This window comes from Chryseobacterium taklimakanense, from assembly GCF_900187185.1.
In the GTDB taxonomy this organism is placed as follows: Bacteria; Bacteroidota; Bacteroidia; order Flavobacteriales; family Weeksellaceae; genus Planobacterium; species Planobacterium taklimakanense.
Genome location: NZ_LT906465.1, coordinates 1,805,146 through 1,827,189, shown reverse-complemented (window position 1 = coordinate 1,827,189; position 22,044 = coordinate 1,805,146). Strand labels below are relative to the sequence as shown.

Sequence of the window (22,044 nt, the reverse complement as noted above, 5' to 3'; positions counted from 1 at the left end):
CCGACTTTTCGGGGCTTTTTTATTTAAATTTGTTTTCAAATCTGTTTACAGTGAAAATCTTAAAGGGAATAGCCGTTTTTCTGGCAGTTATTGTGGTACTTGCCTACACATTCCGGTACGAATATCTTTTTAAAGGTATCGCGAAAACTTATTTGCGCGGCGAGAACAGCGCAACGATTGACGACGGCGGTCTTTTTCCGAGCCATACAGTAATTGCCGGCACCGCAAAACCATGGCAAAAAGATGAGAATTATAATAAAAAGAAACTTCCCGAGAAATTATTAAGAGATTTGAAGGCAAGCAAAACCGCTTCTTTTCTCATTATAAAAAACGGAAAATTACTCCACGAAGAGTATTGGGATGGCTATACTAAAGATTCGAAAACCAATTCTTTTTCGATGGCCAAGGCAGTCACCGTACTTTTATACGGAAAAGCCATAGATGACGGCAAAATAAAATCACAAAATGAGCTTTATTCCGATTTTTACGACAACTACGCCAATGTTGAACTTGGGAAAAACCTCACTCTGGAAAACCTGGCAAAAATGGAAGCCGGGCTGAACTGGAACGAGGATTACAAAAATCCATTTACTCCAAATGCAAAGGCTTATTACGGCAACAGCCTGGCAGAAGCCGTCTTTCTGAAAGGTTTTAAAGAAATGCCGGGGACAAGATTCCAGTATCAAAGCGGCGCAACGCAGCTTTTAGGGTTTGCGGTCCGCAAAGCGGTTAACCAACCTCTGGCAAGCTACCTTTCATCTAAAATATGGCAACCGCTGGGAATGGAGCACAACGCCGAATGGAACACCGACGACAACGGAATGGAAAAAACTTTCTGCTGCATCAACGCCATTCCAAGGGATTTTGCTAAACTGGGGCAATTAATGCTCAACGACGGAAAAGTAGATTCCCTGCAGCTTTTCAACAGGAATTTCATCCAACAAATGCGCACGCCCACCAAGCTCTCAAACGAAGCTTACGGCATGGGACTTTGGATCAATCAGGATGCGAAATACAAACACTATTATTTTTGGGGACTTCTGGGCCAGTATATCATCGTGGTTCCCGAAAAACAAATGGTCATCGTAAGGACCGGAAGCTACGACAATCAGCCAAAAGATAAAAAGGGAAGACCCGTTCAGGTGGAGTTTATTGTCAATCAGGTGGCGGATAATTTTTAAATTTCAGAAATAATTTCTGCCAGATAAAATTAGCATTGCGTGTCCGAAGGATTGGGCGCAGCTTTCTTTAATTTCAGTAAGGGCAATTTTTGTAAAGCCAACCCATAAACCACGCATTTTACAAAACCGGGCTATCCGCTGCAATCTTTTGTGCCCCGCTTTTCCATTTCATACAAAAGGATTTCCGCTACTATCCCTATTGCGGAAAATATTCCGTAAATTTGAACCATTCTAAATAAGAGCAATGTTCAATTTACAGTACATCCGGTCACAATTCCCGATTCTTCAGCAGCAGATCAATGGCAAACCATTGGTTTACTTTGATAATGCTGCCACTTCGCAAAAGCCTGTTTCGGTGATTGAAAGCTGGACCAAATATTACGAAACCCTCAATGCCAACGTCCACCGTGGCATCCACACTTTAAGCCAGTTGGCTACTGAGGAAATGGAGCTTTCACGGAGGAAAATTCAGAAGTTCATCAATGCTAAGCATGATTACGAGGTGATTTTCACCAGAGGAACGACGGAAAGCATCAATCTTCTGGCTTACGCTTTAACCCAAGAAATAAAAGCCGGCGACGAAATCATTATTTCTCATCTGGAACACCATTCCAACATCGTTCCCTGGCAAATGCTGTGCGAAAGGACCGGCGCAAAGCTGAAGGTGATCCCAATGGATGAAAACGGCATCCTTCAACTCGATTTTTTAGATAAACATTTAAACGAAAAAACAAAAATTGTCTCCGTAAACCACGTTTCCAATGCATTGGGAATCTTAAACCCAATCGAAGAAATCATTTCAAAAACAAGAAAAAATTCAGGTGCCTTTATTGTGATCGACGGCGCCCAGTCAGCACCTCATTTCGCAATAGATGTGCAGAGGATGGACTGCGATTTCTTCGCCTTTTCAGGACACAAAATGTACGCGCCTATGGGTGTCGGAATTCTTTACGGCAAAGAAGATATCCTGAGGAAAATTCAGCCTTTCCATGGTGGCGGCGAGATGATCGCGACCTGCTCCTTTGACGGCACAACTTATGCTGACCTCCCTTTTAAATTTGAAGCCGGCACACCTAATGTTGGCGGCAATATTGCTCTGGGAGCAGCTGTAGATTTTATTGAAAGCATCGGTCACGAAAATATTCAAAACCATGAAAATGCCCTTCTGGAGTACGCTCAAAAAAAACTCCTGGAAATAGAAAATCTAAAAATCTATGGTGAGAAAGCAAAACGCACTGGTGTGGTTTCCTTCACATTAGAAGGTGCGGGAATTGCTTCAGATGCGGGGATGATCCTGGATAAAATGGGGATTGCAGTAAGAACAGGGCACCACTGCACTCAGCCGATTATGGATTATTATAAAATTGCCGGAACGGTACGTGCAAGTTTTGCGGTTTATAATACTTTCGAAGAGATCGATGCTTTGGCCGAGGGCGTAAAAAAAGCCCAGCGAATGCTGAGCTGATTTTTTATGAAATTTATTTTCATCGCCGGTCTGTCGCACTTAAGCCCTGCATTCGTAAGCCGTATTTCCAGTGCACGTAGGCGAAAACCTGGTAAAGTTTGTACTCGAACTTTAAACCATAATTTTCATTGGGATCATAATCAATCGCTGATTCGATAACATTCCGATAGCGGCCGCTGTAGTAGTAAGAATTCCATTCGCTCACCAAAAACTGATTTCTGGTTTTCAGGTAAGATTCGGTGTACATGCTCATCGGTTTGGCAATGGCGTTCAGGAAATAATCATATTGAGAGTCGATCACATCAATATCCCACTCGCCGTCATCATTTTTCTCCGGTTTCATTACGGTCTGATTTTCCGGATTTGGTTTTTGCGGCGTGCAGCTTATGGTAAAGACTGCCAGAAGCGCTAACAGGTAAAATGCCTTTTTCATAATAAGAATTTACGAATTAATAATCAGCAAATTAAGAGCCAAAAAAACCGCATTGCTGCGGCTGATTTTTTATTTCTTTACAAATTCTCGCTGTACCACCGCGACGGCCGGAAAGTGGTCGCTGTACCCACCTGTATACACATCGCCACTCCATGAGCGGAACGGGTAACCCTTCCACTGCCCCTCTCGGGTTATCATATAAGGCGGAGCGTAAATTTCAGCCTTGAAAATTGAATATTTATCAGAAATTTTATCAGAAACCAAGTTTTTGGAAACGATGATTTGGTCAAATAGATTCGGTGCATCACGGTAAGCCAGTGAAGCTACGCCGGCCTTGTAAAGTTTTGTCATTAAGTTATAATACGGTGAAGAATCAGAAAGCTCTTTCGGGTCACCTACAGCGCCAAGGTGTTTTTTAAGTGACGGGCTCACGGGATGGTCATTGAAATCGCCCATCGCAAAAAGCTTAACCGAAGGATCTTCTTTTCTCAGCCTATCCATTTCTTTTTTCAAAACTGCAGCCGCAGCATTTCTCCTCGCCATCGATCTTGCTTCACCACCACTTCTGGACGGCCAGTGATTCATGAATACAGCGATTTTCTCACCATCCAAAAGGCCTTCTGCCACCAAAATATCTCTGGTGTATGACCTTTTGCCCTCATCATCAAAGTTTACAACTTCTTTTTTATAAGTTTTCGTGGGTACAAATCTTTTCTTTTGGTAGATGATTGCGACATCAATTCCTCTGGCATCATAAGAATTATAATGAACGATCCCATAATCGTATTTTGCAAGGGTGGGATGTTTTACAATCGCTTCCACAACCTGCCTGTTTTCCACTTCAATAAGTCCGACAATTACAGGAGCGTTATTCGTGTACTGCCTACCAAGCTCTGAAATTACTTTTGTAATATTGTTCAGTTTCTGATTAAAAACTTTGGTATTGTAATTCTTAGGGCTTTTTGGAGTGAATTCGTCGGCGAGGATCTGATGCCTGATTACTTTTTTACCGATAAGTAGAGAATCGCTCCAAACACCTTTATAATCTTCAGTTACGGGAAGATACTTTAAAGAATCGATTGGTACACTCCGGTGAAACCTCGGGTTATTGAGCGGTAAAGTTCCGTCGATATAATCCGCTGACGGGATGGTATCCCAAACGTTTTCAACATTTAAAAAGGCTACAGTTGCCCGCTGCACCTGCTTTTGACAGAATATAAAACCAAAGCTTAAAAGAGTGGCAAAGATAAACAGTCTTTTCATTATTAGTAATTGTGTTACAAATTTAAACAATCTGTATCTTAGATTACTCGTTTATCCTAAAATTAAATCAGGTTAATATATTTTAACATATCAATTACATAAAATAAAGGTTTTAAGTGCATACTAATAATTTAAAAATATTAAATTTGCAACCCCACTTTTAAACTGGCAAAAACCTGAAATACAATTTTTTAAATCATGATAAAAAAATTATCACTAATCTCACTTTTTACTTTGCTTCCGGCATCGTTTTACTACGCGCAGACTACTGTCTATGCTTACGTAAAAGACGCACAGGGAAACCCTGTAGAGAGAGCTGACGTAGATTTAGTACAGTCATCCGATGATGTTACAGCAGACAAGATCGGGTATTTCCAATTTGTAAACCTGCAGCCGGGGCAATATCAGATCATTGTTTCCAAAGCCGGTTTAGAAAGCAAGACCGTAGATTTTGCTGTAACAGAAGGCGAGAAAAGAAAGGATTTGGGTGTGATCAGCCTTATTCCAGCTGCTACAACTTCAGATCTGGGCGTTATTGTAATTGACGATGCCGCGGCAGACGATGACGGCAGCTCCATGCAGCCGACGGTTGGCCTCTTAAGCTCCGGCAGAGACGCCTTCCAAAATGTAGCAGCATTTGAATTGGGAGCTTACTGGTTCAGGCCCAGAGGCGTTGACAACAGATATGAAGATGTTTTGTTCAATGGGGTGTCGATGTCTAAAAATGATGACGGCCGTATAGATTTCAGCAACTGGGGCGGCCTAAACGACGTTACCAGATATCCACAGGAAAACGTTGACAATATCACGCCATCCGAAAATGCTTTCGGTAATCTGGGCGGTTTGGTTTATTACAATACCAGAGCTTCCAATTACAGAAAAGGAACTTCATTAGCTTACTCCTTTACAAACAGAAGTTACAGACACAGAGCGATGGCGACCTATTCTACAGGGATGTTGCCGAGCGGCTGGGCGTTTACTTTTTCTGGAAGCCGCAGATGGGCAGAAGAGGGCGTAATTGATGGAACATATCAGGATTCTTACGCATATTTCGGTTCTATTGAGAAAAAGTTCAGCGACAGGTTTTCTATGAACCTTACCGCATTTGGTGCGCCCACTTACAGAGCATCAAACAGCCCGAATACTCAGGAAGCATATGATATCATGGGTAAAAACTACAACTCATACTGGGGTTGGCAAGACGGTGAAAAACGAAATTCCAGAATCCGGAAAACGTTCGAGCCGATCTTTATGCTTCAGACTTATAACAAAATTGGAAAAGCCAGCAACTGGAACAATACATTTTCTTACCAGCAGGGAAGCGACGCCAGAAGCCGCTTAGACTGGTTTCATGGCGCCGATCCCAACCCAACTTATTACAGAAAATTACCAAGCTTCGGAAATTATACTGAAGATGAGTTTGTAACCAACAGCCAGATCGACTGGCTGGGACTATACCAGCAAAACTACGGCGTTGCTGCTGCAAAAAATTATATGGGAATAAGCTACGGCAAAGATGCTGCAGGAAATGACATTGAAGGTAGAAGAGCCATTTACACCCTTGTAGACGACGTGAATGAAGACAAAACCTACAACTTCGTCTCTCATTTTGATACCAAGCTGAGCGATACCTGGAAGCTGAACCTCAACTTTAATTATCAAAAATTAAATTCTGATAATTTCAGAAGGATTAAAGACCTTTTGGGTGCAGACTTCGCGCTTAATCTTGATGCGTTCGGGGCAGACAACAGATTCAACCTGGACAGCGAAGATGTGAAGGTGTACGAAGGACAAAGAACCCAGTACTCTTACGAACTTTTCCGCGACAGCTACGTTTTCAATGCGTCTACAGAAATTGATTTTCCAAAATGGAATTTGATGGCTTCCGCTTTCGGTGGCTATTCAGAATCTCAGAGAAACGGGCATTACAGGAATCATTTCTATCAGGACAATTCCAAAGGGGAAAGTGCAGTGTATGACGCCTTCGATGCCGGACTAAAAGCCAGAGTAACTTATAAGATCAACGGTAAAAACTTTATCGTGTACAACGGAACTTTATTCAGCCTGGCACCGACGCTTAATGAAATTTTCATCAACCCAAGAGTAAGCGATTATGTAACACCTGGCGTAGACAATCAGATTATCAATTCAAACGAATTAAGCTATATTGTAAGAGGGCAGGTTCTTAAATTGAGGCTTTCCGGATATTGGACCGACATCAGCAATGCTACCGAAATTTCAAGGTATTTTGCCGAGCTTGACGATTCGGGACAAGGCGACAGATTCACCACTGAAGTATTGGCAGGAACTGAAAAAAGATACAAGGGCATAGAACTTGGTGCGGATATCAAATTATCACCAACCTTCAATATCATCGCTGTCGGCAGTTACGGGGATTATACTTACCAAAACAATCCTGATGTTTACATCAGTACCGACGACGAAAAATATGCCAGAGGTGCGGAATACTACGGGAAAGCCAATATCAAAGGCTATAAAATTGCCGGCACCCCACAGAAAGCAGCTTCGTTAGGCTTCAGATATAACAGTCCGAAATTCTGGTGGTTTGGAGCCTCTGCGAATTATCTTGCAGACCAATATCTTGATTTCTCCGTTCTTAACAGAACGCCTAACTTCTACACCAATCCATTAACAGGGGACAATTATCTTCCGATTACGGACTCCCAGACAAAGATTGAAATTCCTGGTGCAACTGAAGAAAATGTGGCTGCGCTGCTGAAGCAGACCAAATTTGAAGATCAGTTTATGATTAACGCCAACGCAGGTAAAACATTCCAGTTTGGCAAATACAGGGTGGGAGCCAGCATCAGCGTTAATAATATCCTGAACAACAGAGATTATGTTACCGGCGGATTCGAGCAGGGCAGAAAATCAAATTTCCGCGAAGCCTATCTTGAAAGCCAGAGAGAAACCCCGCTTTTCGGGCCAAAACTTTGGTACGACAGGGGAACAACCTTCTTTGCAAATGTTTACTTTAGATTTTAATTAAAATAAAAATTCACAAGAAATGAAATTTTTAAGTTCATATATAAAGTTGTTACTGGTAATCCTTTCGGCATTACTGCTAACAGGTTGTGTGCACGATGATAAATACGGCACACCGGATCTGTCCTATCAGTGTGGCGACCTGAAGGCTACAAAAACTCTTGCCGAACTGAAGGCTATGCCACAGGACCAGACTTTCACTACAGATGATGTCGTTGAAGGTTATGTCTCATCTTCAGATGAAACAGGAAACATATACAAATACCTCTACATTCAGGATAAACCGGAAAATCCGACTCAGGGTCTGGTCATCAGTGTGGATGCTGTCAGTACTTATGCTAATTTTCCACAAGGGTCCAAAGTCTACATCAAACTGAAAGGCCTTGCAATGGGTAAATATGGTGATTTCATACAGCTGGGCGCAATGGATGCCGCTAACGTGTTCGGCAGAATTCCTGAGAAAATGGTTCCAACCAATATCGTGAAATCTTGTACTGAAAAAGCTGCCATCATCCCGAAAGTGATGACTCTCGCAGAGGTGAAGCCAGCGAACGATGCTTTGGTAGGAGCCCTAATCCAAATCAACAATGCGGAGTTCCACGCCAACACACTTTGCTTACAATATGCTCCGGATGGAACAAGTGCGGACCGGGGACTTACAGACCCTACCCACACTGCAGCTACTACAAAAGTAGCCAGAAACAGCGGTTACGCGACTTTTGCTACCAAAACGCTCCCTTCAGGCAACGGTAAATTCGTAGGTATTCTGAGCAAATTCAGAACAACTTACCAGTTCTATATTGTAAGAGATACAGACCTGGAAATGAACGGCCCGAGACTCGACAAAAAAGTTGCACCTTGTGCTGCAGACCCCAATGCTTCTAAACTTACCGTAGCTCAGGCAAAAGCGATTTACAAGTCAGCAACCAATCCGACGTTAATAAAAGATAACGCAACACTTACAGCAAAAGTTACAGCCAATGACCAGACAGGAAACCTGTTTAAATATCTTTATGTAGAAGATGCAACGGGCGGTATCAGAATCAATATCAATATGAATGACCTTTATCTGGACAAAAGATTCCAGGTGGGAAGAATGCTTACAGTAAACCTGAAAGACCTTTATATTGGTGATAAAGACGGCGAACTGCAGCTTGGCGGACTTTTCAACGGAAATGTGGGCCAGGTAGAACTGGCAGATACTTACAAGCATTTCTTTGCCAACGATACCCCTATTTCAGCGGTTACTGCTACTGAAAGAACGATTTCATCCCTTACGACTGCAGATGTTGGAAAATGGATAAAAATCAAAGACCTGCAGGTTACAAACGCCGATCTTTGGAAAAACTTTGCCGACGGTACGTCAGATACCAACAGAACTCTTGAAGACTGCAGTGGCAATAAGATTATCCTGAGAACAAACGGCAGAGCAGATTTTGGAACAAAAGATGAGCCGCTTCTGGCAAATAACGTACAAATGGACACCGGAAAAGGAGACGTGTACGCTGTTCTGCAAATATTCAGAGGAGCTTATCAGCTTAGGATTACAAAACTGAGAGATATCGATCTTGATAACCCGAGATGTGACGGAACATTGCCTCCAAAAATGAAATTCACAGCTATTTTCGAAGATCCGTTTGCTGACCTTACCAAATGGAATGCCGTAAGCATTACCGGAACCCAGGGCTGGAGAACCCAGACCATTTCAGGAAACACTTTCGCCGTAATAAGCGGCTTTCAGGGAGGTAATTTTGCCAACGAAGACTGGCTGATCAGCAAAAATGCCGTTGAACTGACGGGTTACGATAAGTATTTCCTTTCATTCGACAACGACAAAAGATTTGCCGGTAATGATATCGAAACATACATTACTGAAAACTACACCGGGAATCCGGCAACAACAAACTGGGTGAAACTGAACCCAACCCTTGATACAGACGAAGGTGCCTATGGATGGGCTAACTCCGGAAATATCGATCTTGCAGCTTATGCAGGCAAGAAAATATTTGTTGCTTTTAAATATACTTCGACCACCAGTGCAGCTGCAACATGGGAAATTGACAATGTGAAAATTTCAGGTGCTAAATAATAAAACCTGAAAGAAAAACAGTATGAAAGGCCGCGTAATGCGGCTTTTTTTATTTTGTGTAAAGAATTTTCAGATATGCCAGCTTCGGAATCATCCTTGCCCCAAGACTTTCCAGATGTTCAGAATGAATCTGGCAGTCAATCAGCTCAAATTCATTTTTATATTTTTCCACGAAGTGAATAAATCCCGCTTTCGACGCGTTGCTGACTTTAGAGAACATACTTTCCCCACAAAAAACATTATTTACAACCACTCCATAAAAACCACCTACCAACGCTTTATTTTTCCACACTTCGACGCTCATGGCTTTTCCTTCTTGGTGAAGCTGCACAAAAGATGAAATGAGTTCTTCAGAAATCCACGTTCCATCCTGGTCTTTTCTCGGAACCTGCATGCAGCTGCGCATCACTTCTTCAAAATATTGATTCTCGGTAAAGGTAAAGACCTCATGCCGGAGGATTTTCCGCATGGATTTTGATATTTTAAGCTCGTCCGGATACAGCACAAATCTGGGATCCGGGCACCACCACAGAATTTCTTCCCCAGGATTATACCATGGAAAGATTCCCAGCTGATATGCAAGCCAGATCCTTTCCGGTGACAGATCGCCACCATAGGCCATCAATCCGGTCAAAGGATGATAACTTGTGGGATCGGGGAAGAAAATCTCATTTTCGCTTAACTGTACCATAAAAAAATCCTACCGTAAAAGTAGGACAATTCATTTATTCTTTTCACTAAAATCAGAACGGCAAATCATCATCTTCCTCTTCAGCGAAAGGATTATCAGGAGCTGAAGCTGTAGTAGCATTTGCTGAAGGCTGAGCTTGTGTAGGTTCATTGTAGCTGTTTCCGGCAGCAGCTTTTTCCAGCCTCCAGCCCGTGATCGAGTTGAAATACTTGGTTTCTCCCTGTGGTGAAGTCCATTCCCGGCCGCGGATGTTGATCCCAACTTTCACTTCATCCCCTTCTGAAACATTATCCAGCAAAGATATTTTTTCAGATAAAAATTCGATGCTTATCGGCTGGGGATACTGCTCCTGCGTTAATAATATCATTTCTCTTTTTTGGAAACCGCTTGCAAAAGTCTGGGTTTCAAAAAGTTTCTTCACTGTGCCTTGTAATTCCATAGTTTTAAAATCTTGAGAATGTAAAAATAGGAAAATCAAAATAAAATCCCGAAAAATCTTTATCCTTAATTGTTAAAAAAATTTTTTCAAAAAAATTTGTTTTTAAAACTAAAAAAGCTATATATTTGCACTCACAAAAAAGAAGAGAAGTTCTTTAATCAAATGCGGATGTGGTGTAATTGGTAGCCACGCCAGACTTAGGATCTGGTGCCGTGAGGCGTGGGGGTTCGAGTCCCTTCATCCGCACTTTTTGTAAATTTCTAAAATTTGATTTTAGAAATTTTTTTTGCGAAAATAGCTCAGTTGGTAGAGCACAACCTTGCCAAGGTTGGGGTCGCGGGTTCGAGTCCCGTTTTTCGCTCATTTTCTACTTCGCCCTGGTGGTGGAATTGGTAGACACGCAGGACTTAAAATCCTGTGTCCGCAAGGACGTACGGGTTCAAGTCCCGTCTGGGGTACTTAAAAACGCTGTTAATCTGTGATTGGCAGCGTTTTTGTTTTTACTGATAATCAACCTCTTTTACACACAGTTTTATGCAGCAAGAGGAAATTTCAAAACCTTACCACGATTTTATAGACACCCATCCGGAAAGCGGCGCAAACGAGAGCCTGATTTCACTCTACAAAAGGCTTTTTGAACTGGGCCTGAAATCAGATTCTACGGTGTTGGAATTGGGCTGCGGTGTTGGAAATTTCACGAAACTGCTGGCCAAGCGCGTAAAAAGAGGCATTATTGAAGCCGTAGATTTAAGCGAAAAGAGCATTGAAGCCGCAAAAAAGCAGCTTGCTGAAAAAACTAATATTTTGTTTACTGCGGCAGATGCGGTGAAATATATTCCACAAGATAAAAATTTCAATTTCGTAACCCTGCTCGATGTGATTGAGCATATTCCCCTTTCATTACACGGGAACCTGTTCCGCCAGATTTCCACTTATACGGACGAAAACTCGATCGTTTGCATCAATATCCCCAATCCGGAATACATCGAATACGTGCGTGAACATGAAACTGCAAACCATCGACCAATCCGTACAGCTGCTTCCCCTTCTTCAACATCTGGAAGGTGTAGGTTTCGAAATGATTTTCTTTGAAAAATACAGCATTTGGGTACGGGAAGACTATCATTTTATGGTCTTTAGAAAACGCTGCCCATTCGCCGTTCGCAAACTAAAAGACGAAAGAAAATTTTCAGACAAAGTGATCAATAAAATCGAACGGAATATTGATAAGTTGCGATACTCGTAATCCGAAGGCTTCGTGACTTCGGGAATTAACAAATGATTTATTTCCCGCTTCGCAAATCCTTCACCTCCCTGATTTTTTCTGCAAAATAATCTGACTTTTCAGGATGTTTCTGCTGCAGGACTTCGTAAGCTTTAATGGCTTTGGAGTAAAGTCTTTGCTCAACGTATAATTTTGCCAGAGTTTCCGTCATCAGGTGGGAAATATCACCAGCTTTTTCCTTCACAACAGAAGTGGTTTCCTCCTTCAATTTGGAAATTTTTGGTTCATTTTCAATAAATTTTTCGATCGCCTTCTCCTTGATTTCTTCTTTTGACGGTTCCGGTTCTCTGCGCTCAATCTTCAGCCACTTTTGCCATGTGTTGATAAACTGCGGAACGTTGCTGTCCTGAGGCTGTACTTTATCCTCAGCTTTTGAAATCACCAGTTCGGCCGCTTTTTCTTCCTCAATTTTCGAAACGCTCGGCGCAAAGAATGACACATTGAAAACCGGTCTTTCCTCTTCTGTAATTTCTCCTTGAAATTCTGCTGCCTTATCTGGCTGATTTTTAGCTGCTTCCTGTTTCTCTTGAAGCTTCAAACTTTCTTCCTTTTTAATTAAACCATCCGGTGTGTTTGTAACCAATGACATCGGTTTCCAAGCTGTATTTTGGACTGGAATTTTTTCCGGTTGAATTTCTTTGGGTTGTTGTTCTACAGCTTCAGAAGTTTTATCACTATCAGTTTGTACAGTTTCTTTTGCGGGTTCGTTTTCTGTTTTTTTAAGATTAAACTCCTGCGTTTCTGTAAAATTGGTTTCAAAATTCGGCATATCTTCCTCTTCAGTTTTTTCTGCAGCCGGTTGTGCCTGTTTCCTGGCTTTTATTTTAGCTTCCACTTCAGCGATTAAACGTTTCATTTCTTCTTCATGACGGTTTGGCGCATGTTTTGGCTGGTAGTTTTCAACCTTTTTTTCAACAGGGACTGCAATATTTGGAAAGAAGTTATCAATTCCATGAAAACTGACTTCCGAAGAAACCTCTTCATTCAGATCAACTTTTTCAGGTCCTTCTACAATTTCCGTATCGTCAATTTCTGTGCTGGAGTTTCTGGCAAGCATTTCAGTTTCAGAATTCTGTGTTTCTATGATTTTTTCTTCTTCATAAACTATTTCCCCCGGAAAGATTTTTTGCTCAACAATATCTTCAGGTTGATTTTGCGTTAAAGAAACTCCGTCGTTTTCTTCTTCGTCTTTAAATTCAAAGAAATTTTCCTCTCCTTTAAACAAAATCCGGTTTTTCTCACCATTAATTTCAACATACGTTGGTTCTTTTACATTGCTGAAAGTAACGTCTGCGGTCTGCTCTAAATTTTCCTTCTGCGGCTGATTGACCTGTCCCTCAACAGAAATTTTTTCAGCTTCGCCAACCGATTTTTTATTGATGAAGTGATAAAGAATTTTCTTATCGGTGGTGTATGCGGCGGTTTCAGAAAGAATTTTCTGATAAATCTCGGGATTGAAACGATGCGTCCCTAACAAATGCAAAGCCCTGATATTTTGAATATAAGGCTTAGATTTAATCTCGCTTTCAAGCAATTTTAAATCGTCGGACTGAATATTTTCAGGATTCTTTAATAATTCTAAAACTCGCACATTCATTTACCAGTCTGCTATAATATCGTTGAAAATTTTGTTGATGATCCTCTCGTTCACAATTTTAATCTGCGAAGCTTCTATCTGATTGATATCCAGATCACTGCTGAAAACCGCCTCGTCCGAATAAGTACGGTCAAAGCCCTTTTCAGGTTCAATCGCATTTTCGTAGTGGACCTTTACGGTAATCGTCAATTTATTTTGTGCCGCCTGAATTTGCCCGCCTACACTGTTTTCTACCGGCGATGAAATCGTGGTGGGGGATATCGTATAGTCCGTGATTTCGCCTTCAATCAGAATGTGGGGATTTTCGGTTGCCCCTTTCAGGGTGGTGCGTTGCAGGAAACGGTTATTGATGTCTATCGTAAACTGCTGCGCCAAAGTTGGATTTACCAATGCAGCATTGTTGATGAAATCTTTGATCTGAATCGTTTTCACGTCCGGATTTAGTGACGAGTTGGTAAAACTGTAACAGGCCTGAAGAAAGAGGAGAAAAGAGAAAAAGGAAATTGTGAAAAGCCTTCCAAAGCTCTTCTGAAATCCGTAATTCGAATTCTTAAATCTTTCCATTAATCTTCTAAATTATACTGTTTTATCTTTCTGTAAAGCGTTCTTTGGGAAATTCCCAGTTCGTCAGCGGCTTTATTTCTCCTCCCTTTATGTTTCTCTAAAGCTCTCACAATCAATTCTCTTTCATTGTTTTGAAGTGACAGTGAAACGGGTTGGGCTTCCTCCACTTCGATATCTTCAACATCATCATAATCATTTTCATTAGGGCTTGAAATGATTGTTGGATTTACCGGATTACGGTTGCTGTTTTCGAAGTAAAGCAGCGAATTTGGATTAGCACTCTGCTTTTCCGGAGTATAAATCCTGTTGATCAAATCCTGCTCCTGGTTGCTGAAGCCGCCGGTTCCCCTGTTCTTTATCAGTTCCGAAGTTAAGGATTTTAAATCATTTATGTCGTTTCGCATATCGAAAAGGATCTTGTACATGATTTCCCTTTCGGAGTGAAATTCTGAGGTGGAAATGCTGCCTGGCTGATTTTTCTGAACTACAGCCGGTAAATTGGCCTGCACAGGAATATATTCTGCGAGACACACGGAGTTTATTTCACGTTTTTGCTCCACAACGGTCATTTGCTCCACCAGATTTCTCAGCTGCCGCACATTTCCCGGGAATGAATAATTTTCGAGGTATGAAACCGCATCATCGGTCAGTTGAAGTTCCGGCATTCGGTATTTTTCGGCAAAATCAATTGCAAATTTCCTGAAAAGCAGATGAATGTCGCCTTTCCTGTCACGCAATGCCGGCATATCGATTTGCACCGTATTCAACCGGTAATACAGATCTTCACGAAAACGCCCGTCCTGAATGGCTTTCATCATATTGACGTTGGTGGCTGCCACAATTCTCACATCTGTTTTCTGCACTTGTGAGGAGCCGACTTTCATAAATTCGCCACTTTCCAGCACTCGAAGCAAACGGACCTGCGTCTGCAGAGGGAGTTCTCCAACTTCGTCCAAAAATATAGTTCCGCCGTCGGCCACCTCAAAATAGCCTTTTCTCGTGGAAGTCGCACCTGTAAAAGCGCCTTTTTCGTGTCCAAAAAGTTCGGAATCAATTGTTCCTTCGGGAATTGCCCCGCAGTTCACGACGATATATGGCTGATGTTTTCTTCTGGATTCAGAATGGATAATTTTCGGAATAAATTCTTTTCCGACACCCGATTCTCCGATGACAAGAACTGAAATATCAGTCGGTGCCACCTGAATGGCTTTTTCCAGAGCCCGGTTGAGCGCAGGATAATTGCCTATGATGCCGTAGCGTGTTTTTATGGATTGAAGGTCGGTCATTTTCTGTTTAAAATTTTAATATTTTTCTTTCAAAGTAATAGTTTGCTGATGATTACCATCAAATACAAGTAAGATTTATACGCTCACTATATCCGCTTTTTTTCCCAAAAGTGTACCCTGCGTATTATCGTAAACAAAAACAGTCACGATGTCACCAACTTTCTGGCCCTCTTCCTTATCGAAAACGCAAACAGCATTTTGGGAATTGCGGCCTTTCCATTGATTTTCATTCTTCTTGGAAGTTCCTTCGATTAAAATTTCATGATTCCGTCCGACATATGAACTCATTCTTTTCCGGGAAAGCTCGCCCTGCAACTTAATGATTTCAGCCAGCCGTCTTTGTTTTACCTCTGGCGGAACATTGTCTTCCATCCTTTTGTGGGCCGGAGTTCCCGGTCTTTCAGAATAGGCAAACATATAACCGTAGTCATACTCAACTTCTTTCATCAAGGAGAGGGTATCTTGGTGATCTTCCTCAGTTTCACCGCAGAAACCGGTAATCATATCCTGTGAAAAGGCGATTTCAGGCACCAATTTTTTGGCTTCTTGGATGAGTTCGAGATATTCTTCACGGGTATGCTGACGGTTCATGGCCTTCAGCATGTTGTTGCTACCGCTTTGCACCGGCAGGTGAACATATTTACAGATGTTGTCATATTTCGCCATCATCCTGAAAACATCCAGGCTCATATCCTGCGGATTGGAAGTTGCAAAACGGATGCGCATTCCCGGAACTTCTTTGGCAACCATTTCCAGCAAATGTGCAAAATCTACTGCCGTGGCCTTCTGTAAATCAGTGGCTTTAGCAAAATCTTTTTTCGGTCCGCCGCCGTACCACAGGTAGCTGTCAACGTTCTGGCCAAGCAAGGTAATTTCCTTGTAGCCGTTTTCCCAAAGTTCTTTGCACTCCGCCAAAATTGAATGGGGATCGCGGCTGCGCTCACGCCCTCTGGTGAAAGGAACTACGCAAAATGTACACATATTATCACAACCCCGCGTGATCGTAACGAATGCAGTAACACCGTTTCCACCCAAGCGAACCGGAGAAATATCAGCGTAAGTTTCCTCTTTTGAAAGGATTACATTGATGGCATCACTTCCGCCTTCGGTTTCTTTTAGCAGGTTTGGCAAATCACGGTAAGCATCAGGCCCCACGACTAAGTCCACCAAATGCTCTTCTTCTAAAAACTTGCTTTTGAGACGTTCAGCCATACAACCGAGAACGCCCACGGTAAGCCCCGGATTGTTTTCTTTCTGTTTTTTGAACTGTGAAAGGCGCATCCGAACGGTCTGCTCAGCCTTCTCACGGATGGAACAGGTATTAAGCAAAATTAAATCTGCTTCTTCAACATTTAAAGTGGTATTGTAACCTTCATTATTCAGAATGGAAGCCACGATTTCACTGTCGGAAAAGTTCATCTGGCAGCCGTAGCTTTCCAGAAAAAGTTTTTTGGTGTTTTCCGGTTTTTCCGCGATCGCGTAAGCTTCGCCCTGTTTGGTTTCGTCTATATATTTTTCCTGCACGGTATTATGGTTCAATATGGTTCGAAAGTTCAAATTTATTTAAAAAACAAGCCATTTGAATTAATTTCGAACACGATTAGCGTGCAAAGATAAGGAAATTGTGCCAGAATGGCAGAATTGCATTGAAGTTAGTTAGTTCGGATGGAGATAGGCAATCTAAACTGGGTTACCACAGGAATTCCCTTGTATTCAGCAGGTTTCCACTTTATTTTTTTTGGACCCTGCACGCAGGAAGTTACCATATCGACAAAACCTGGGTTACCAAAATCGCTATCAATAAAAATATTCTGAACCCCGCCGACAGTGTTGATTTCAAAGTTTATAACAAACCGCAAATCACCAGAATACCTGTAACTTCTTGAGTCGAAACAGCTCATAAATTTTTCCCGATATTTAGTGATCCCACCGGGAAATTCAGCGTTCTTTGTTTCTTCATCTGTTACAACCAGATCACCTTTTAGAAGGTCATTAGGAGCAAACAGCAAATGCGCGATAGCTTTTACTTTCTCATTATTTACAGTGGCAGGTTGCCAACCACTGGTATATTTTAAAGCATTTTTAGCTAAATCATAAGCACATTTATTATTACTGGTCGCAGCAGTATCCTGTTCATACACCAGTTTTATTTTAGCATCTTCGGCAACCATAACTTTTAGTGCTAAAGCCTCATCTTTTTCGCATCCATTAGGCGTATTTTTCTGAAGAATTTCCTGTAATTCTTTATTAAGAGCAATTCTTCCGCCTTTGTATGGTTCCTGCCCTTCAGGATACCTCAGGAGTACCTGACTGTGAGATGCAGCAAAAAACATGATAAAAAATAAGGCAAAATATTTCATAGTACTTGTTTTTTATTTCGCTAAAAATACAAAAAGACTTTGCTATCGAACAAAGTCTTCTTTTTCAAAGTGTAATTTTTATTAAGATAGAAATTTTACAAAACCTCAATCTGATTTTTCAGTAAATCTTCAAATTCATCCCTTTTCCTTATCAGATGCGCTTTACCATCAATGTAGAAAACTTCAGCCGGCTTTAATCTTGAATTAAAATTTGAGCTCATTTCATAACCATACGCGCCGGCATTCCTAAAAACGATGATATCGGTTTCCCGCACTTCGTTTATTTTTCTGTCCCACGCAAAAGTATCGGTCTCACAGATATTCCCGACAACAGTATAGATCCGCTCCGGGCCGTTTGGATTTGAAAGGTTTTCAATGATGTGGTAAGAATCGTAAAACATCGGGCGGATCAGGTGATTAAACCCAGAATTCACGCCCACAAAAACCGTCGCCGTGGTCTGCTTGATCACATTGGCTTTTACCAAAAAATGCCCCGATTTTGAAACCAAATATTTTCCAGGTTCAAACCATAACTGAAGGTCTTTCCCGCTTTCTTTCAGGAAGCTGGTGAATACCTTTTCCACTTTTTTTCCGAGTGTCTGCACATCGGTTTCCATATCGTCTTTTTGGTAAGGCACTTTGAAACCGCTTCCCATGTCGATGTATTTCAGATCCGGGAAATGCTCCGAAAGTTCAAACATAATTTCCAGGCCCTGCAGAAAGACATCGGCATCCTTGATCTCACTTCCGGTGTGCATATGAAGCCCTTCCACCAAAATATTTGTAGATTTCATTACACGTTCGATGTGGCGCATCTGGTGAATCGATATCCCGAATTTGGAATCGATGTGCCCAGTAGAGATTTTATGGTTACCTCCAGCATAAATATGTGGATTTACACGAATAAAAATTGGATATGAGTTTCCGTATTTATTGCCAAACTGCTCCAGAATCGAAATATTATCGATATTGATGTGCACTTTGTGAGCCATGGCTTCCTCTATTTCTGCAAGGTCAACGCAATTTGGCGTAAACAGGATTCTCTCAGGTTCAAAACCGGCTTTCAGGCCAAGTTTTACTTCATTGATCGAAACGCAGTCGAGATCGGCACCCAGCTGATTGACGTATTTTAGAATATTGATATTCGTCAAAGCTTTACAGGCGTAAAAAAATCTTGTGTTATCTGAAAAGGAATTTTTCAGCTTCCCATATTGTTCTTTAATCGACTCCGCATCGTAGACATATACCGGCGTCCCGAATTCTGTGGCGATGTTGATTAAATCCTGGTTTGTCATATATTTTCTTTTAATTATTAAAAAAAAGCAGGTTCCCGAAAAGAGCCTGCCTCGCAATGATATACAGAAAACGGCTCAATTTTATACAGGTTTTTTAGAGAACTTTTTGCTTCCCTTCTTCATACCCTTTTTTGATGCATAAACCGTTTTCAATTTTTTATTTTTCTTAAAAAATTCCGTCAAAAGTAATGGTTATTCGTCATTTGCGCAAAATTCATTTGCAAAAATACTACTTTTCAGGCATTTGAATTATTTCCATATCACCTCTGATTAGCGCCAGTTTCAGGTCATTCTGAAGATCCTGGGCAGATCCCGGAATATTGATTTTGAGTTTATTAATTTTTTCCTTTGTCTGAATCTGAGTGTGAAATTCATAAAATCCAAACGAAGTGAGTTTTCCGTTTTCGAAAAGCAGAAAAGCTTTTTCTCCTAAAACTCTGCCGTTAGTCGTCCAGACTTCATTTCGCTTTTTAAGGTTGATTTTTTTGGTAAACTCCTTAACATCAGAATATTCTTCTTTTGATTTAATAAAATTCAAAGCTTTTAATGCCTGGGTAAAGGATTTAAACTTCACCAACGGTTTTTCATTCTCAACCAGCGCATTCTTCTCGACCAAATATTTACCGTTACGGTGAAACAATCCGAATGGGAGATTTTCCTTCTTTCTGATGCCTTTTGTTTTCATCAAGAGCTTTGCAACGACCACATTTCCTGTAAGTTCGTAGTGTATCTGTGCAGAATTTTCCTGAAGCGGTTTGCATTTCTTTGATTTTGAGTTAAAAATTTTTTTCGCAAACCGGTTGATATCATCCACAAAATCCGAAAAGAGAATCTTGCCTTCCGCATCCTGAAAGTAGATGATTCCCTGCTCGTTCGGTAAATCCTGAGTGAGGTCGCGAATTTTGTTCACATAAGTCTTGGCGTTGGTTTCGTCGTGCTGGCTTTGGATGATTTCATTATCAGTATCTTTGGAAATCAGAAGTTTAAACAAATCTAAAGTCGCGCGGGCGTCACCACCTGCTCTGTGTTGTTCCACCAAAGGTATTCCCAGAGATTTTACCAGTTTACCGAGCGAATAACTCTCCGCATCGGGAATCAGTTTTTTAGCAAGCGGAATCGTATCTAGAATATTGATTTTGTAGTCGTAGCCCAACCTTTTAAACGACTGGCGAAGCATTCTGTAATCAAAATCGATATTATGCCCAACTAAAGTGGTTCCTTCTGTAATTTCGATGACTCTGCGGGCAATTTCATGAAATTTTGGGGCAGTTTTCACCATTTTTGGAGTGATACCGGTGAGTTTTTGTACAAAGCTGGTGATGTCACTTTCGGGGTTTACCAACGAAATGAACTGGTCCACAATTTCGTGGCCGTCATATCTGTAAATCGCGACCTCAATAATACTTTCCTGCCGGAAACCTGCGCCGTTGCCTTCTATGTCAATTACTGAATACATTCTATACTAAAAACAAAGTTTTGCCACTGCTGACGAAACCTGCTGAATTTTAAATTTTATCTTCTCCTTCCGCCTAAACCTAACATTCCCAGAACAAATTTTGCCCCCTCGCGAGCCAAAGTGGAAGTGAAGGTCCTCCCTGCGCGGCTGTTCATCACGCTTTCAAACATTCCCGGTTCTTCTTTTGGCTTTCTTGTGGTTTTAGGAACCTCCGGCGGTGCATTTTTCACAGCCTGTTCCATTCTGCTGGTCAGCATTTCGTAAGCAGAATCCTTATTTACGGTTTGCTCATACTTAGCAACCAAAGCCGAACGCGAAGTCAGATCCGCAACCTCAGCATCAGTCAAAACATCCATTCGTGATTCCGGAGAGATCAGATAGGTGTGCACCAAAGGTGTCGGAATTCCCTTTTCGTCGAGCGCAGTGACGAACGCTTCACCAATTCCGAGATTTTGGATCAGCTGGCCGGCATTATAAAACTCCGTAATCGGGTAATTTTCTACGGCTTTGTCGATTTCTTTGCGGTCTTTTGCGGTAAATCCACGCAGTGCGTGCTGAATTTTTAAACCCAACTGAGAAAGCACATTTTCGGGTACATCACCAGGAATTTGGGTGATAAAATAAATCCCAACTCCTTTTGAACGGATGAGCTTCACCATGGTTTCAATTTGGTTCAAAAGCGTTTTTGAAGCTTCCTTAAAGATCAAATGGGCTTCATCGATGAAGAGAACCAGTTTTGGTTTTCCGGCATCGCCTTCTTCCGGGAAAGTCATATAAATCTCCGCAAAAAGCGACAGCATAAATGTAGAGAAGAGCTGCGGCTTGCTTTGGATGTTTCCGACCCTGAGAATATTTACCACACCTTTGCCGTCTCTCTGCTGCAATAAATCTTCGACATCAAAGCTCGGTTCCCCAAAGAATAAAGCTGCGCCCTGCTGCTCCAGTGCCACGATGGAACGCAAAATTGCTCCAAGCGAAGCCGGTGATATGGAACCGTAATTATTGGACAAATCAGCTTTACCCTGCGGATTATCCGTCACATATTGCAGGACTTTCTTTAGATCATCAAGGTCAATGAGCGGCAGTCCTTTATCATCACAATATTTGAAAACAATCGACATGATGCTCGACTGGGTATCATTCAAATCCAAAATCTTGGAAAGCAAGACCGGCCCAAACTCCGTAACCGTCGCACGAAGCTTTACGCCACGTTCACCGGAAATCGACATCAGCTCGACCGGAAAAGACTGTGCCTGCCAGTTCAGAAGCGTTTTGCCATATCTTTCATCTATAATGGCATTTCGCCTACCCGGTTCTGCAATCCCAGAAAAGTCTCCTTTGATATCAAGTACCAAAGACGGAACGCCGGCGTGTGACAGCTGCTCTACAAAAACCTGCACAGTTTTGGTTTTACCGGTACCTGTTGCTCCTGCTATCAACCCGTGGCGATTGATGGTTTTCAGTGGAATGGTCACATTCACTTCCGGAACCACTTCGCCGTCTAAAATTCCTTTTCCTAAAATAATGCTTTCGCCTTTTGGGGTGTACCTTGCATTTAAATCCGTGATGAATTTTGCCTTGTCCGCCATTTGCTGTTTATTTTTATAAGGGTTAAAATTAACAATTATATGTCA

17 protein-coding genes and 3 tRNA genes are annotated in these 22,044 nt (G+C 41.7%); 8 read left to right on the top strand and 12 right to left on the bottom strand.

Going from position 1 to position 22,044, the window contains the following annotated elements; all coding sequences use genetic code 11:
• Positions 1-50: 50 nt before the first annotated feature.
• The gene (locus CKV81_RS08685) at positions 51-1,181 is read left to right on the top strand and encodes a serine hydrolase domain-containing protein (RefSeq protein ID WP_258454067.1); all 1,131 of its coding nucleotides are present in this window, start codon (positions 51-53) and stop codon (positions 1,179-1,181) included.
• A gap of 244 nt (positions 1,182-1,425) precedes the next feature.
• Entirely contained in the window at positions 1,426-2,646 is a 1,221-nt protein-coding gene (locus tag CKV81_RS08680; RefSeq protein ID WP_095072429.1) for an aminotransferase class V-fold PLP-dependent enzyme, read from the top strand.
• A 19-nt stretch (positions 2,647-2,665) separates the two neighbouring features.
• On the opposite strand, the gene CKV81_RS08675 is transcribed toward CKV81_RS08680, so the two are convergent.
• Together CKV81_RS08675 and CKV81_RS08670 are read right to left on the bottom strand one after the other, a co-directional pair.
• Positions 2,666-3,079 (bottom strand): DUF6146 family protein, encoded by a 414-nt coding sequence (locus tag CKV81_RS08675; RefSeq protein ID WP_095072427.1) that lies wholly within the window; start codon positions 3,077-3,079, stop codon positions 2,666-2,668.
• Positions 3,080-3,148: 69 nt separating this feature from the next.
• On the bottom strand, positions 3,149-4,342 hold the full coding sequence (locus tag CKV81_RS08670; RefSeq protein WP_095072425.1) for an endonuclease/exonuclease/phosphatase family protein: 1,194 nt from the start codon (positions 4,340-4,342) through the stop codon (positions 3,149-3,151).
• Positions 4,343-4,540: 198 nt separating this feature from the next.
• On the opposite strand from CKV81_RS08670, the gene CKV81_RS08665 reads away from it, so the two are divergent.
• On the top strand, positions 4,541-7,348 hold the full coding sequence (locus CKV81_RS08665) for a TonB-dependent receptor (RefSeq protein WP_095072423.1): 2,808 nt from the start codon (positions 4,541-4,543) through the stop codon (positions 7,346-7,348).
• Positions 7,349-7,370: 22 nt separating this feature from the next.
• Positions 7,371-9,437: a DUF5689 domain-containing protein gene (locus CKV81_RS08660; protein WP_095072422.1), complete on the top strand. Its 2,067-nt coding sequence runs from the start codon at positions 7,371-7,373 to the stop codon at positions 9,435-9,437.
• A 49-nt stretch (positions 9,438-9,486) separates the two neighbouring features.
• On the opposite strand, the gene aat is transcribed toward CKV81_RS08660, so the two are convergent.
• Together aat and CKV81_RS08650 are read right to left on the bottom strand one after the other, a co-directional pair.
• Complete coding sequence (gene aat, locus CKV81_RS08655) at positions 9,487-10,128, bottom strand: leucyl/phenylalanyl-tRNA--protein transferase (protein ID WP_095072420.1); 642 nt, start codon at positions 10,126-10,128, stop codon at positions 9,487-9,489.
• A gap of 52 nt (positions 10,129-10,180) precedes the next feature.
• Positions 10,181-10,567 carry a DUF3127 domain-containing protein gene (locus tag CKV81_RS08650; RefSeq protein WP_095072417.1) on the bottom strand — a complete coding sequence of 129 codons (387 nt, stop codon included), beginning with the start codon at positions 10,565-10,567 and terminating at the stop codon, positions 10,181-10,183.
• A gap of 164 nt (positions 10,568-10,731) precedes the next feature.
• On the opposite strand from CKV81_RS08650, the gene CKV81_RS08645 reads away from it, so the two are divergent.
• The 4 genes from CKV81_RS08645 to CKV81_RS08630 all read left to right on the top strand — a co-directional run bounded on the left by CKV81_RS08645 (position 10,732) and on the right by CKV81_RS08630 (position 11,659).
• A tRNA-Leu gene (locus CKV81_RS08645) sits at positions 10,732-10,813 on the top strand.
• A gap of 42 nt (positions 10,814-10,855) precedes the next feature.
• Positions 10,856-10,928: transfer RNA gene (locus CKV81_RS08640), tRNA-Gly, on the top strand.
• Positions 10,929-10,941: 13 nt separating this feature from the next.
• A tRNA-Leu gene (locus CKV81_RS08635) sits at positions 10,942-11,025 on the top strand.
• Positions 11,026-11,101: 76 nt separating this feature from the next.
• Positions 11,102-11,659 carry a class I SAM-dependent methyltransferase gene (locus CKV81_RS08630; protein ID WP_095072415.1) on the top strand — a complete coding sequence of 186 codons (558 nt, stop codon included), beginning with the start codon at positions 11,102-11,104 and terminating at the stop codon, positions 11,657-11,659.
• A gap of 191 nt (positions 11,660-11,850) precedes the next feature.
• Here the strand turns inward: CKV81_RS08630 and CKV81_RS08625 are convergent, their stop codons facing one another.
• From CKV81_RS08625 to CKV81_RS08590, 8 genes are all read right to left on the bottom strand, one after another.
• Positions 11,851-13,449 (bottom strand): hypothetical protein, encoded by a 1,599-nt coding sequence (locus tag CKV81_RS08625; protein WP_095072413.1) that lies wholly within the window; start codon positions 13,447-13,449, stop codon positions 11,851-11,853.
• Positions 13,450-14,013, bottom strand: coding sequence for an LptE family protein (locus tag CKV81_RS08620; RefSeq protein ID WP_095072411.1), 564 nt, complete (start codon positions 14,011-14,013; stop codon positions 13,450-13,452).
• On the bottom strand, positions 14,013-15,299 hold the full coding sequence (locus tag CKV81_RS08615; protein ID WP_095072408.1) for a sigma-54 interaction domain-containing protein: 1,287 nt from the start codon (positions 15,297-15,299) through the stop codon (positions 14,013-14,015). The genes CKV81_RS08620 and CKV81_RS08615 overlap by 1 nt, the downstream gene beginning before the upstream one ends.
• Positions 15,300-15,374: 75 nt before the next feature.
• Positions 15,375-16,823, bottom strand: a complete 1,449-nt coding sequence (gene miaB / locus CKV81_RS08610) for a tRNA (N6-isopentenyl adenosine(37)-C2)-methylthiotransferase MiaB (RefSeq protein WP_095074399.1) — start codon at positions 16,821-16,823, stop codon at positions 15,375-15,377.
• Positions 16,824-16,951: 128 nt separating this feature from the next.
• The gene (locus tag CKV81_RS08605) at positions 16,952-17,659 is read right to left on the bottom strand and encodes a hypothetical protein (protein ID WP_095072406.1); all 708 of its coding nucleotides are present in this window, start codon (positions 17,657-17,659) and stop codon (positions 16,952-16,954) included.
• A 95-nt stretch (positions 17,660-17,754) separates the two neighbouring features.
• A complete protein-coding gene (gene lysA, locus CKV81_RS08600; RefSeq protein ID WP_095072404.1) occupies positions 17,755-18,954 on the bottom strand; it encodes a diaminopimelate decarboxylase in 1,200 nt (399 codons plus the stop codon).
• 229 nt (positions 18,955-19,183) lie between these two features.
• A complete protein-coding gene (locus CKV81_RS08595) occupies positions 19,184-20,410 on the bottom strand; it encodes a 3'-5' exonuclease (protein ID WP_095072402.1) in 1,227 nt (408 codons plus the stop codon).
• 56 nt (positions 20,411-20,466) lie between these two features.
• Positions 20,467-21,999, bottom strand: a complete 1,533-nt coding sequence (locus CKV81_RS08590) for a helicase HerA-like domain-containing protein (protein ID WP_095072398.1) — start codon at positions 21,997-21,999, stop codon at positions 20,467-20,469.
• Between the last annotated feature and the right edge of the window lie 45 nt (positions 22,000-22,044).

Excerpts from the sequence above, each read along its gene's own strand:
- CKV81_RS08680 (WP_095072429.1), top strand. The coding sequence starts at position 1,426 with ATGTTCAATTTACAGTACATCCGGTCACAATTCCCGATTCTTCAGCAG.
- CKV81_RS08675 (WP_095072427.1), bottom strand. The coding sequence starts at position 3,079 with ATGAAAAAGGCATTTTACCTGTTAGCGCTTCTGGCAGTCTTTACCATA.
- CKV81_RS08670 (WP_095072425.1), bottom strand. The coding sequence starts at position 4,342 with ATGAAAAGACTGTTTATCTTTGCCACTCTTTTAAGCTTTGGTTTTATA.
- CKV81_RS08665 (WP_095072423.1), top strand. The coding sequence starts at position 4,541 with ATGATAAAAAAATTATCACTAATCTCACTTTTTACTTTGCTTCCGGCA.
- CKV81_RS08660 (WP_095072422.1), top strand. The coding sequence starts at position 7,371 with ATGAAATTTTTAAGTTCATATATAAAGTTGTTACTGGTAATCCTTTCG.
- aat (WP_095072420.1), bottom strand. The coding sequence starts at position 10,128 with ATGGTACAGTTAAGCGAAAATGAGATTTTCTTCCCCGATCCCACAAGT.
- CKV81_RS08650 (WP_095072417.1), bottom strand. The coding sequence starts at position 10,567 with ATGGAATTACAAGGCACAGTGAAGAAACTTTTTGAAACCCAGACTTTT.
- CKV81_RS08630 (WP_095072415.1), top strand. The coding sequence starts at position 11,102 with ATGCAGCAAGAGGAAATTTCAAAACCTTACCACGATTTTATAGACACC.
- CKV81_RS08625 (WP_095072413.1), bottom strand. The coding sequence starts at position 13,449 with ATGAATGTGCGAGTTTTAGAATTATTAAAGAATCCTGAAAATATTCAG.
- CKV81_RS08620 (WP_095072411.1), bottom strand. The coding sequence starts at position 14,013 with ATGGAAAGATTTAAGAATTCGAATTACGGATTTCAGAAGAGCTTTGGA.
- CKV81_RS08615 (WP_095072408.1), bottom strand. The coding sequence starts at position 15,299 with ATGACCGACCTTCAATCCATAAAAACACGCTACGGCATCATAGGCAAT.
- CKV81_RS08605 (WP_095072406.1), bottom strand. The coding sequence starts at position 17,659 with ATGAAATATTTTGCCTTATTTTTTATCATGTTTTTTGCTGCATCTCAC.
- lysA (WP_095072404.1), bottom strand. The coding sequence starts at position 18,954 with ATGACAAACCAGGATTTAATCAACATCGCCACAGAATTCGGGACGCCG.
- CKV81_RS08595 (WP_095072402.1), bottom strand. The coding sequence starts at position 20,410 with ATGTATTCAGTAATTGACATAGAAGGCAACGGCGCAGGTTTCCGGCAG.
- CKV81_RS08590 (WP_095072398.1), bottom strand. The coding sequence starts at position 21,999 with ATGGCGGACAAGGCAAAATTCATCACGGATTTAAATGCAAGGTACACC.